Annotated in this window: 14 protein-coding genes and 1 tRNA gene; 5 read left to right on the forward strand and 10 right to left on the reverse strand. The window is 61.4% G+C overall.

What is annotated here, in order from left to right; genetic code table 11:
- Positions 1–11 precede the first annotated feature (11 nt).
- Positions 12–1,235 (reverse strand): MFS transporter, encoded by a 1,224-nt coding sequence (locus tag TRIHO_RS21340; protein WP_068248586.1) that lies wholly within the window; start codon positions 1,233–1,235, stop codon positions 12–14.
- Between the two features lie 78 nt (positions 1,236–1,313).
- Here TRIHO_RS21340 and TRIHO_RS21345 point away from each other — a divergent pair, with 78 nt between their 5' ends.
- Positions 1,314–1,946 (forward strand): DNA-3-methyladenine glycosylase family protein, encoded by a 633-nt coding sequence (locus TRIHO_RS21345; protein WP_068248614.1) that lies wholly within the window; start codon positions 1,314–1,316, stop codon positions 1,944–1,946.
- A complete protein-coding gene (locus tag TRIHO_RS21350; RefSeq protein ID WP_068248587.1) occupies positions 1,943–2,608 on the forward strand; it encodes an alpha/beta hydrolase in 666 nt (221 codons plus the stop codon). Before TRIHO_RS21345 ends, TRIHO_RS21350 begins: the two co-directional genes overlap by 4 nt.
- A 2-nt stretch (positions 2,609–2,610) precedes the next feature.
- Here the strand turns inward: TRIHO_RS21350 and TRIHO_RS21355 are convergent, their stop codons facing one another.
- On the reverse strand, positions 2,611–3,303 hold the full coding sequence (locus TRIHO_RS21355) for a pseudouridine synthase (protein ID WP_068248589.1): 693 nt from the start codon (positions 3,301–3,303) through the stop codon (positions 2,611–2,613).
- 259 nt (positions 3,304–3,562) lie between these two features.
- On the opposite strand from TRIHO_RS21355, the gene TRIHO_RS21360 reads away from it, so the two are divergent.
- A complete protein-coding gene (locus tag TRIHO_RS21360) occupies positions 3,563–4,147 on the forward strand; it encodes an HNH endonuclease (protein WP_068248616.1) in 585 nt (194 codons plus the stop codon).
- An 86-nt stretch (positions 4,148–4,233) separates the two neighbouring features.
- Here TRIHO_RS21360 and TRIHO_RS21365 read toward each other — a convergent pair whose 3' ends face one another.
- Positions 4,234–5,280: an ornithine cyclodeaminase gene (locus TRIHO_RS21365; protein WP_068248591.1), complete on the reverse strand. Its 1,047-nt coding sequence runs from the start codon at positions 5,278–5,280 to the stop codon at positions 4,234–4,236.
- Between the two features lie 111 nt (positions 5,281–5,391).
- Positions 5,392–6,321, reverse strand: a complete 930-nt coding sequence (rocF, locus tag TRIHO_RS21370; RefSeq protein ID WP_068248593.1) for an arginase — start codon at positions 6,319–6,321, stop codon at positions 5,392–5,394.
- 110 nt (positions 6,322–6,431) lie between these two features.
- Here rocF and TRIHO_RS21375 point away from each other — a divergent pair, with 110 nt between their 5' ends.
- Entirely contained in the window at positions 6,432–6,863 is a 432-nt protein-coding gene (locus TRIHO_RS21375; RefSeq protein ID WP_068248594.1) for an Lrp/AsnC family transcriptional regulator, read from the forward strand.
- Between the two features lie 8 nt (positions 6,864–6,871).
- Here TRIHO_RS21375 and TRIHO_RS21380 read toward each other — a convergent pair whose 3' ends face one another.
- Together TRIHO_RS21380 and TRIHO_RS21385 are read right to left on the reverse strand one after the other, a co-directional pair.
- Positions 6,872–7,336, reverse strand: a complete 465-nt coding sequence (locus tag TRIHO_RS21380) for a disulfide bond formation protein B (protein WP_068248596.1) — start codon at positions 7,334–7,336, stop codon at positions 6,872–6,874.
- Complete coding sequence (locus TRIHO_RS21385) at positions 7,333–7,911, reverse strand: YqaA family protein (RefSeq protein ID WP_068248598.1); 579 nt, start codon at positions 7,909–7,911, stop codon at positions 7,333–7,335. The genes TRIHO_RS21380 and TRIHO_RS21385 overlap by 4 nt, the downstream gene beginning before the upstream one ends.
- A 166-nt stretch (positions 7,912–8,077) precedes the next feature.
- Here TRIHO_RS21385 and TRIHO_RS21390 point away from each other — a divergent pair.
- A tRNA-Leu gene (locus TRIHO_RS21390) sits at positions 8,078–8,163 on the forward strand.
- Between the two features lie 122 nt (positions 8,164–8,285).
- Here TRIHO_RS21390 and TRIHO_RS21395 read toward each other — a convergent pair.
- The 4 genes from TRIHO_RS21395 to TRIHO_RS21405 all read right to left on the reverse strand — a co-directional run bounded on the left by TRIHO_RS21395 (position 8,286) and on the right by TRIHO_RS21405 (position 10,247).
- Positions 8,286–9,329: a tyrosine-type recombinase/integrase gene (locus TRIHO_RS21395; protein ID WP_068248600.1), complete on the reverse strand. Its 1,044-nt coding sequence runs from the start codon at positions 9,327–9,329 to the stop codon at positions 8,286–8,288.
- Positions 9,326–9,535, reverse strand: coding sequence for a helix-turn-helix transcriptional regulator (locus TRIHO_RS23455; protein ID WP_082705267.1), 210 nt, complete (start codon positions 9,533–9,535; stop codon positions 9,326–9,328). Before TRIHO_RS23455 ends, TRIHO_RS21395 begins: the two co-directional genes overlap by 4 nt.
- A gap of 152 nt (positions 9,536–9,687) precedes the next feature.
- The gene (locus TRIHO_RS21400; protein ID WP_068248602.1) at positions 9,688–9,960 is read right to left on the reverse strand and encodes a hypothetical protein; all 273 of its coding nucleotides are present in this window, start codon (positions 9,958–9,960) and stop codon (positions 9,688–9,690) included.
- On the reverse strand, positions 9,960–10,247 hold the full coding sequence (locus tag TRIHO_RS21405) for a hypothetical protein (RefSeq protein WP_068248604.1): 288 nt from the start codon (positions 10,245–10,247) through the stop codon (positions 9,960–9,962). Before TRIHO_RS21405 ends, TRIHO_RS21400 begins: the two co-directional genes overlap by 1 nt.
- Positions 10,248–10,475: the final 228 nt, after the last annotated feature.

The following is a 10,475-nucleotide window of genomic DNA, read 5'->3' on the forward strand; positions in this document are numbered from 1 at the left end:
TGCGCAAGACGTCACGCGGTCTGGCCGCGGGGCCGCAGCGCCAGCCAGATCAGCGCCCCACCGGCCAAAACCAGGAAGGGGGCCATCGCCATGTTGACGGCGATCCAGCCTTCGACCGGGGTGCCGCCCGAGCAATTCATCAATCCGCCAGACGACAGCGAGGCCAGGGTCACGCCGCCAAAGACCAGCAGGTCGTTCAACCCCTGCATGCGGCCCCGCTCCCAGCTTTCATGGGCGCCGGCCAGCATGGTGGTCGCACCAATAAAGCCAAAGTTCCAGCCAATGCCCAGCAGGATCAACGCGAAGAAAAAGTTCCCAAGGTCAACGCCCTGCAACGCCACAGCGCCGGCTCCGCACAGGATCACCAGCCCGGCGCCGACGATCTTTTCGACGCCAAAGCGGGCGATCAGATGGCCGGTGAAAAACGACGGCACATACATCGCCAGAACATGGCTGGTCACCACATCGGCGGCATTGTTCTGGGTGAACCCGCAACCAACCACCGCCAGCGGGGTCGAGGTCATCACCAGGTTCATCAAGGCGTAAGAGACCATGGCGCAGATCACCGCAACCGCGATCCGCGGGGTCTTGAGCAGCTCCAGACGGCTCCGTCCCTGGGGCGCGTCCGCCTGCGGGGCGGCGGGTCGGGGGATGCGCAGAAAGGCAAACAGCCCGACGCCGATGACATTGACCGCGATCACCGTAAGATATGTGCCCAGGAACGGGATCACAAAGGCATCGCTGGTGGCCTTGACCAGCTGCGGGCCGACAATCGCCGACAGCAACCCGCCCGCCATCACATAGGAAATCGCCTTGGGACGGAACGTGTCAGAGGCGGTATCGGCCGCGGCAAAGCGATAAAAACCCTGCGCGCTCATATAGATGCCGGTCATGAAACTGCCGATCAGAAACACCGGAAAAGACCCAAGATAAAGCCCGTAGCCGCCCACCAGCCCGCCAAGCGCGCCACCAAGAGCGCCAATTGCAAAACCGGTGCGACGGCCGAACCGCTGCATGATGGCGGAAATCGGCGTTGCCGAGACCATGGAGCCGGCGACGATCAGCGAAATCGGCAGGGTCGCCAGACAGGGATTGCTGGCCAGCGACTGACCGGCCAGGCCGCCGACGATAAAGATCATCGGCATCTGCGCGCCCAACAGGGCTTGCGCGAGCACGAGAATCAAAACATTGCGCTTGGCAACTTGGTCGTCGGGGCTGGGAATGGTCATTGTCATGGCGTTTGCGTAAACCTGAACTGACGCAGGAACAAGCAGCCTGCAATGCACCGATACAATTTTGAGCGGATGGCCAAAATGACAGAGGACCGCATCATCGAAACACCCGCCTGCGTGGCAGAGGGCGCCGCCTGGCTGGCCGCTCAGGATGCCAGATTTGCAGCCGCGCTGCGGGTGACCGGCCCCTTGCCGCTGCGGCTGAAACCGGATGGCTTTGCCCAGCTTCTCAGCGCGATTGTCAGCCAGCAGGTCAGCGTCGCCTCCGCCAATGCGATCTGGACCCGTCTGCAAGAGGCAAAACTGACCGCACCGCGCAACATCCAGCAGGCCAGTGACGACGATCTGCGCGCAGTAGGACTGAGCCGTCAGAAAATCCGCTATGCCCGCGCCCTGGCTGAGGCACGTATTGATTTCAACTCCTTGCGGGGCGCTCCTACGGCGGATGTCGTTGGGGAGCTGACGCAGGTTTCCGGTATCGGGGTCTGGACGGCCGAGATTTACGCGATGTTCTCACTCGGGCGGGCGGATGTGTTCGCGCCGGGGGATCTGGCCCTGCAGGAGGCAGCGCGGATGCTGTTTGACCTGCCAGATCGTCCGAAGGAAAAGGCACTGCGCGACATGTCGCTGAACTGGTCACCGTGGCGATCTGTTGCGGCGCGGCTCTTGTGGGCCTATTACCATGTGGAAAAGAACAGGGAAGGCATCCGATGACACGAGTTTTGAACGCCGAACGCAAAGAGGCGCTCTCGGGCGAGACCCGATCCGCAGTGGTATTCCTGCATGGCTACGGCGCCAACGGGGCCGATCTTCTTGGTCTGGCGGATCCGCTGGCGGAGCATCTGCCGGACACGCTGTTTGTCGCCCCCGACGCGCCAGAGGCCTGCGCCGGGGCGCCGTTTGGCTTTCAGTGGTTCCCGATCCCCTGGATCGACGGCTCCTCCGAGGAGGAATCGATGCGTGGCATGATGTCGGCCGTCGACGACCTCAATGCCTTTCTCGATGCGCTGATGGTGGACGAGGATCTGCTGCCGGAGCAGGTGGTCCTGTTCGGCTTTTCACAGGGCACGATGATGAGTCTGCATGTCGCCCCCCGGCGCGAAGATCCGGTTGCGGGTATCGTCGCCTTCTCGGGGCGCTTGCTGTCGCCCGAAACCCTGCAGGATGAGGTCGTCAGCAAGATGCCGATCCTGCTGGTGCATGGCGATCAGGACGATGTGGTGCCGCCGCAATCGCTGCCCGAAGCGGCGCAGGCGCTTCAGGACGCCGGGTTCCAGGACGTCTTTGCCCATGTGATGCAGGGCACCGCCCATGGGATCGCCCCCGATGGGTTGAGCGTGGCGCTCGCCTTCATGCGCGACAAGTTGAGCCTTTGACCCTAAGGCTTTGATTTAGATCTGGGTTTTCGTGGTTTCCGGGGGGCGGGCTTTGCCGTGCCTGTTCGGGCCTGCGTGGGCTGCGGCGCGGGTTTGCGCCGCGGCGGTTTCTGCGAGGGTTTGGGCGGGCCGGGGATACGTGGCGGCTCCAGCGGTTCCCACCGACCAGGCGGAAGCCCGTCCAGGCTCCAGGCGCCGATCGCACTGCGGATCAGCCGCAGTGTTGGAAAGCCGATTGCGGCCGTCATCCGCCGCACCTGCCGGTTCTTGCCTTCGGTGATGCGCAGCTCGATCCAGCTTGTCGGCACCGATTTGCGGTCGCGGATCGGCGGCGTCCGCGCCCAGAGGGCGGCCGGCTCCGGGATCTGGCGGGCCAGAGCCGGCCGCGTCATTCCGTCTTTGAGTTCAACACCTTGGCACAGGGTGTTCAGGTCATCCTCGGTGGGGATGCCCTCGACCTGCACCCAATAGGTTTTCTCCAGCTTGTGTTTGGGATCGCTGATCCAGGCTTGCAGGCGGCCATCGTCGGTCAGCAGCATCAGCCCCTCGCTGTCGCGGTCCAGCCGCCCGGCAGGATAGACGCCCGGACAATCAATGTAGCGGCTCAAAGTGGGGCGCGCGCTGCCGTCAGCGCCGCGATCTGTGAACTGAGGCAGCACATCAAAGGGCTTGTTAAAACGCAATAGTCGGGTCATGTCTTGGTCTTATGTCCGTCGGTGTTCTGGCGCAAGCGGCGTTTGGCAGGCGTTGGCGGTGCATTTCACGCAAGTTGCCCAATCTTTGGGCTGTGGATAACTGTCATGCATATGTAACGGAATCATCTTATTTCACACGATATCTGGTGTGTCATGGGGGCTTGTCAGGTCCCGGCCACGATATATAGTTCAAGTGAACGCAGGGGCCCAGCCCCCGCTCTGGTGCCAGGTTTCGGCAAGCAGAACGAGGTAAATGCAGATGGACGGCGACTTTAGGACTGAGTTCGTGCGCGAACCAAGCGCATTGAAACAACACCCGGCTCTGGTGTTGAACGCGGACTATCGTCCCTTGTCATATTACCCCTTGTCCCTGTGGCCCTGGCAGGATGCGGTCAAGGCTGCCTGGCTTGATCGGGTCGCCATTGTCGCGGAATATGACGAGGTTGTGCGCAGCCCGAGTACCGAGATCCGAATACCTTCGGTGGTCGTGTTGAAAGACTATGTAAAACCTCAAAAGCGCGTGGCCTTCACGCGCTTTAATTTATTCTTGCGGGACGAATTTCATTGCCAGTATTGCGGCACCCGCGGCGATTTGACGTTTGACCATGTTGTGCCGCGCGCGGCCGGCGGGGTGACAAGCTGGGAAAATGTTGTGGCCGCCTGTTCCAAGTGTAACCTGAAAAAGGGCTCCAAATCGCTGCATCGCGCCGGCATGTCGCTGCGCAAACCGCCGCGCCGTCCAGGGGCCGAAGAGCTGCGCAATGTGGGGCGGAAATTCCCGCCCGGCTATCTGCATGACAGCTGGATGGACTACCTCTACTGGGATAGCGAGCTCGAGGCCTGAACCGCCCCCCCCCAAACGCCTGATGACAAAGCGCGCCACAAAAGGCGCGCTTTTGGGTTAGGGCAGTGACGGTGGCAGGCGACAGATCAGGGCTGTGCGCGCAACAACATCCCAAACAGATCGCGCGGATCGTCCGGGTCCGCCAGCATATCGAGATCCTCAAAGAACGTCGTTCCCTTGATCCGGTCGCGCATGTAGCGCAGGGCCGAGAAATCCTCGATCGCAAAGCCGACGCTGTCGAACAGGGTGATCTGACGGGCGCTGGTGCGGCCCGGCTTGCGGCCCAGGATCACTTCCCACAGTTCGGTGACAGGGAAATCTTCGGGCATCTGCTGGATCTCGCCTTCGATGCGTGTTTGCGGCGGGTATTCGACAAACACGTCTGACCGGCTGAGAATGCCGGGGGCCAGTTCCGTCTTGCCGGGGCAATCGCCGCCAATCGCGTTGATGTGGACGCCGCTGCCGACCATGTTGTCGGTCAGGATCGTCGCACATTGTTTGTCGGCGGTGCAGGTGGTCAGGATCTGTGCGCCCTCGATGGCCTGTTCCGGCGTCTGGCAAAGGGTGACATCAACCCCAAGCCCGGCGAGGTTGCGGGCGCATTTCTCCGACGCGGCACGATCAATATCGAACAGTCGAACCGCTTCAATGCCACAGATGGCTTTCATTGCGAGGGTCTGAAACTCCGACTGGGCGCCATTGCCGATCATCGCCATGGTTCGCGCGTCTTTGGGGGCCAGGTGTTTTGCAACCATGGCGGAGGTCGCCGCCGTGCGCAGAGCGGTCAGGATCGTCATCTCGGTCAGCAGGACCGGGTAACCGGTGTAGACATCCGCCAGCAGGCCAAAGGCGGTCACGGTCTGCAGGCCTTCCGATGTGTTTTTCGGATGGCCGTTGACGTATTTGAACCCATAGGCCTCGCCGTCGGAAGTGGGCATCAATTCGATCACGCCCACATCGGAATGGCTGGCGACGCGCGGTGTCTTGTCGAACAGCTCCCAGCGTTTGAAATCCGCCTCGATATAGTCGGCAAGATCGCGCAGCATCGGTTCAATGCCGACATGATGTATCAGCCGCATCATGTTGTCGACGCTTACAAAAGGGACAAGGGCCTTGTCAGAGGGTTGGGTCATCGGAGTGTCCTTTGGGGGCTCTGAGGGGCGCGTGCGCTTTTGTGCCGCGCGGCGCCATCAGACGCATTTCAAACAGGGCGAGCGGCAGGAAATGCGCGCTCTGCCCGGCCATCAGGAATTGTAGCTGCGCGTCGGCCGGTCAAAGACCCGCCGCCCCATCGAGGAGGCACACAGATCGACCATCAGATGGGCTGTGCGTCCGCGATCATCCAGAAACGGGTTCAATTCCACCAGATCCATCGAGGTCATCAGACCGGAGTCATGCAGGATTTCGCAGACCAGATGCGCCTCGCGCACCGTGGCACCACCCGGCACCGTGGTGCCGACGGCCGGCGCGACCGAAGGGTCGAGGAAATCCACGTCCAGCGACACATGCAGCATACCGTTCTGGGCGGCCACATGCTCCAGGAACGTGGTCAGCGGGCGGGCGATGCCGTTTTCGTCGATTTCGCGCATGTCGTGGCGCCGGATGCCGACCTTTTCCATCGCCGCGCGCTCTGCGGTGTCGACGGAACGCAGGCCGATCATGCAGACATTCTCGGGCGGGACCGGATTGGGAACCGGGGGGAAACTGTCAAACGTCGCCGTCTTGGTGAAGTAGCGCACCGGCGTTCCATGTAGGTTGCCAGAGTCGGTACTGTCGAGCGAGTGATAGTCGGAATGGGCGTCCAGCCACAGCACGAATTGCGGGCGGTTCACGGTGGCGGCGTGGTTTGCCACCCCGCGCACTGTTCCCAGCGCCAGCGCATGGTCGCCGCCCATAAAGATCGGCAACCCCTGTGCCATAGCTGCTTCGGCTGCTTCGGACAGGCTCTCGGTCCAAGCCCGCGTCAGGTTCGGCTGGTAGAGTTTGCCCGTCTCGTCATCCGGTCTGTGAGCCGCCGGAGCGACATTGCCGATGTCCTCGACCGTATGGCCGAGGCTCTCCAATGCGGCAGCCAGTCCCGCGGTCCGATAGGCATCCGGCCCCATCAGACAGCCAGCGCGCCGTTTGCCGCTGTCGACGGGGGCGCCGACCAGAATACAATGATGATTGGACATGATGGATCTCCCTCGGTTGGGTCTGTCTCTGATATTTCTCCGATTTGAGGTGGAAAACAGAGGTCAAATTGCGCATAAGGAGAAAAGAAAATTCAAAACGGAGCCTTGTGATGGACAAAACGGACGAACGCCTCATTAGTGCGCTGCGCCATGACGCTCGCGCGTCGCTGTCCGATCTGGCCCTGCAGCTGGAACTGTCGCGCACAACGGTGCGCACGCGGATCGAACGGTTGCAGGCGCGCGGTGATGTTCTGGGGTTCACGGTCGTGCTGAAGGAGGACGTGCTGCGGGACCCGATCCGTGGCCTGATGATGATCGGTATCGAGGGACGCGGCACCGCCCGGATCACCCGACAGTTGCAGGGGCTACCCGAGGTGCGGGCGATCCACACCACCAACGGGCGGTGGGATCTGATCGTCGAACTGGGTACGGAAACGCTGGAAACCCTGGACGAAGCCTTGGCCAAGATCCGTATGTTTGACGGCGTGGTGACCAGCGAGACAAACCTGCTGCTGGCCACCAAAAAAGACAGCCGCGCCTGAGGTGGGCGTCAGCGCGCGGACCGCGCCGCAGCGATCCAGAGACCACACAGGCACAGCGACAGGACCGCGTTCCAACCGGCCATCGACAGTCCCAACATCTGCCAGGGGATCTCGTCACAGCGCACCAGCGGCGCGGACATGATCTGGTTCATCAGCTCTTCACTGCTGAGCCCACCGACCGGACCCGAGGTGCAGGTTGTCGGCCCTTGCCACCAGCCTTGCTCGACCCCGGCGTGAAAACCCCCGATGGCCGCCGTAACGAGTGTCGCCAGGGCACCGACATAGGCCAGACCAGCGCCAGAGATCACCAGTGCCAGGGCACCAATCCCGATCGCCGCCCCATGCGGATAGCGTTGCCAGATGCACATTTTGCAGGGGGCGAGATCTCCGATATATTGGAAACCAAACGCCCCAAGAAGCAACATAGCGGAACCCGCCGTGGCGATGAGAATGAGAAACCGGCTGAACGTCATAGATACCTCAGGACCAGAAAGCCGCCAAAGAGCAGGATGCAGAAGACGGTAAAGACCAGACCGAGCCGTTTTTCAATAAAGTCGCGCACCGGAGGGCCGAATTTCCACAGCAGGGCTGCGACAAGGAAAAACCGCAAGGCCCGCGCCAGAACCGAGGTCGCAAGGAAGGTGAGAACAGGCATGCCGGTCCAGCCCGACATGATGGTGATCACTTTGTAGGGGAACGGCGTGACCCCGGCGATCAGCACCGCCCAGAACCCAAAGTCATTGAAGCGGACGTTGAATTCCGCCATGGCGTCGCCTTTGCCCATGGCTTCGAGGATGGGCTGACCGATGCTGTCGTAGAAAAACGCACCAATCATATAGCCCAGCAGACCACCGGCGACCGATGCCACCAAGGCAACCAGCGCGATCAGCCAGGCGCGGGAGGGTCGGGCGAGGATCATGGGGATCATCAAAACATCAGGCGGAATGGGAAAAACGGAGCTTTCGACAAAAGCGATGGCGGCCAGCCACCACAACGCATGGCGGTGATCGGCCAGCGCCATGGTGCGATCATAAAGGGGGCGTAACATCGTTGACTAAATATCCTTGGGGAAAACGTCTTGGCCGACGTGGCATGTGATCGACGAGGCGTCAACTCAACAGTTTATGACCAGACGGAAATTCGGAACATTTCCGCAGCTCTGCGCAATTTTGCCTCTGGACCTTACGGAAAAGCGACGGTAGGAAAAGCTCCATGCCCAAGTGGCGGAATGGTAGACGCAGGGGATTCAAAATCCCCCGCTGGTGACAGCGTGCCGGTTCGAGTCCGGCCTTGGGTACCATCGCAAAGCATTGTTTTTGCTTGAGAAAGCCGCCGGTAACAAAACCGGCGGCTTTTCCTCTTCTGGGCGTTGCCCCCCATGCATGCCCCCCTTTCTCGTTTCGTACCTGTTCCGTTCACAGTCTAGTTGCGCCGATCCTGCGCCGATTTGGATAGTTTTACGCGGTTCGCGCGCTTCCGGTAGTAGGCCACCATTTCGGAGCTTTGGTTTGTCACGGCCTGAATCTCTGCGTCTGAGCATCCGGCCTCTGCAAGTTCGACAATTGCCAGCTTGCGCAGCCCGTGAAGAGTGAACTGTTTCGCATTATCGCCGAGTGTGAGCCGCCAAGCCCGGAAGGCCTTTTCAACCGCACTGTATCCAATTGGCTGGCGCAAGTTCTTGGCGATGAGGTATTCCCCGCTCGGTGGCCGCGCTTCTATGAACTGCCGCAGTCTTGGCGGGCAGTGCGTATCAAACAGTTCGTCGCCCTTCTCATCCAGCACGGTCATTGTGTCACCGTGAAATTGGCTGTGCTTCATGCGGATAGCAGCATTCGGGCGCTGGCCGGTGCCAAGGATCAAATGCGCGGCCATCTGCACGCTATCCGGTGCGGTGGGCAGGGAATCTACCAGCCAGGCGGGCCAAGGCTCGAATTCACGAACTGGTTTGTAGGCGGCTAGCTTCTTTGCCGGGTTCGGTCCAAGCGGCCAGTCCAGCTCGGTCTCAGCGTAGTTCCATAGGATGCTAACGGTCTGGGCATACTTGCTGGCTTTGCGCGGTTGGTTCGCCATCTTGGCGAGTGCGGCCTTCAGTGCGGGGCGCGTCGTCGCAGCCATGTCTTTATTTCCGTTCTTCTCCATGATCCGGTCCATGTCGCGGCGATAACTGGCCTTCGTGGACGCGGCTAAACCTTGCTGCACGATGTGGTCAGAGCGCCAAGCTTCGATGCAGGCGCGCCAAGTATGCTTGTGAGGGCGCAGCTGCGCTTCACTGCGACCCGAGCGGCATTCCCAATACAGCTTGTCCAGGCGCTCGGCGTCACCCTGCCAGTCTAGCGAGATGTTTTTCTCGCGACGTACCCCGTTTTCCGTCCATCGGATTCGGAATATCGGTTCCCATACCCCCCTTTCTGGGCGGTATCGCCACTTCAGCTTGTCCTTGGTGATACGGGGACGTGGGGGTTTCACAGTTCAAAGTCCTCGCTTGGGCGGGCGGCGTGGCCATCCAGGATTGCCTGAATGTCTGAAACGCGCCAGCGGACATGATGTCCAAGGTTGCAGGGTTTAGGCAGCGCGCCTGCGTTCACCAGCTTGTGAAACTCGGTGGCGGGCAGGTCCAGCATCTTTGCAGCAGTCGTGTCTCTCACTGCGATTGGTTGTGTCTGGTGTCCCATCTTTTCCTCCTAGCCTGTCTCGGTGATCATTCTGCCATCTCCATTTCCATCAGAGGCGAGATGAGCCGGGCATTCATGTGCGGTCGTCTTTTTGGTCTTTTTTGGTGGCGGTTCAGGTTGCAGTTGCGTCCCGTTGCCAGATCCCAGCTTCATCAATTCTTGCCCTTGGCGCGGCGCATCCGGCGGATGCAGCGGTTCATGATGGCCTGGCGCTCGGCGATCAGGTCGGCCAGGTTTGCCTTCTTCAGCTCGATGCGGACGTGCAGCTTGGCGAGGCGCTTCAATTCCAGATGATTTGCGAAGTGCAGCCACAGGGCGCGAAGGCCGAATGGTTCTGTGTTTACAGGGCATTGGCGGTGGTTCTTGCTTTGGCCCTGTGTAGTGGGGGCCGCTACACAGGGGTTGGGATTTTTTGCAGGCTGCATTACCGGCTCCTTCCGCGCGGCATCGCCTGTTTGCCGGTCCAGCCGTCAAAGCTGGTTTTCAGGGCCTCAAATGCCTGGGCGGCGGCTGGGTCCGTGGCCAGCGCACTGCGGCTGGTGATCCTGCAGCAGCTGCGCAGAAAGGCGGCGGCGGCGGTTTCGCCGAATTGCTGATCTGGCAGTCCGCAGCGCATGGCCGCGAACCGCTGAAACCTCGGATCATTGCACAGGATGCCGGCCTGCTGGGGCGCGGGCATTTGGTCGAAGGGGAGGCGTGGCGATGGCGGCATGGCGGTCTCTTGTTGATTTGGGCGGGGGCGCGGTGCGTATGCGTGAGTGGCGGGCTTGCCGCGCCCCCGATGCTGGCGGTGGGGAGGCGTGTCACCGCGCGCATGGGAATAAAGGGGCCGGGGCTGACGCTCCGGCCAGTTGCGTCACGGGCCGGTTTCGGGCCGCGTCGACGGGGACATCGGGGGCAGGGGCGCCTGCCCGTTGTAGGGGCAATCCATGCGGCCATC

Origin of the sequence: Tritonibacter horizontis (assembly GCF_001518015.1) — a bacterium.
GTDB lineage: Bacteria > Pseudomonadota > Alphaproteobacteria > Rhodobacterales > Rhodobacteraceae > Epibacterium > Epibacterium horizontis.

Bases quoted from the DNA above. Each gene is read 5' to 3' on its own strand.
- TRIHO_RS21340 (WP_068248586.1), bottom strand. From the start codon at position 1,235: ATGACAATGACCATTCCCAGCCCCGACGACCAAGTTGCCAAGCGCAAT.
- TRIHO_RS21345 (WP_068248614.1), top strand. From the start codon at position 1,314: ATGACAGAGGACCGCATCATCGAAACACCCGCCTGCGTGGCAGAGGGC.
- TRIHO_RS21350 (WP_068248587.1), top strand. From the start codon at position 1,943: ATGACACGAGTTTTGAACGCCGAACGCAAAGAGGCGCTCTCGGGCGAG.
- TRIHO_RS21355 (WP_068248589.1), bottom strand. From the start codon at position 3,303: ATGACCCGACTATTGCGTTTTAACAAGCCCTTTGATGTGCTGCCTCAG.
- TRIHO_RS21360 (WP_068248616.1), top strand. From the start codon at position 3,563: ATGGACGGCGACTTTAGGACTGAGTTCGTGCGCGAACCAAGCGCATTG.
- TRIHO_RS21365 (WP_068248591.1), bottom strand. From the start codon at position 5,280: ATGACCCAACCCTCTGACAAGGCCCTTGTCCCTTTTGTAAGCGTCGAC.
- rocF (WP_068248593.1), bottom strand. From the start codon at position 6,321: ATGTCCAATCATCATTGTATTCTGGTCGGCGCCCCCGTCGACAGCGGC.
- TRIHO_RS21375 (WP_068248594.1), top strand. From the start codon at position 6,432: ATGGACAAAACGGACGAACGCCTCATTAGTGCGCTGCGCCATGACGCT.
- TRIHO_RS21380 (WP_068248596.1), bottom strand. From the start codon at position 7,336: ATGACGTTCAGCCGGTTTCTCATTCTCATCGCCACGGCGGGTTCCGCT.
- TRIHO_RS21385 (WP_068248598.1), bottom strand. From the start codon at position 7,911: ATGTTACGCCCCCTTTATGATCGCACCATGGCGCTGGCCGATCACCGC.
- TRIHO_RS23455 (WP_082705267.1), bottom strand. From the start codon at position 9,535: ATGGGACACCAGACACAACCAATCGCAGTGAGAGACACGACTGCTGCA.
- TRIHO_RS21400 (WP_068248602.1), bottom strand. From the start codon at position 9,960: ATGCAGCCTGCAAAAAATCCCAACCCCTGTGTAGCGGCCCCCACTACA.
- TRIHO_RS21405 (WP_068248604.1), bottom strand. From the start codon at position 10,247: ATGCCGCCATCGCCACGCCTCCCCTTCGACCAAATGCCCGCGCCCCAG.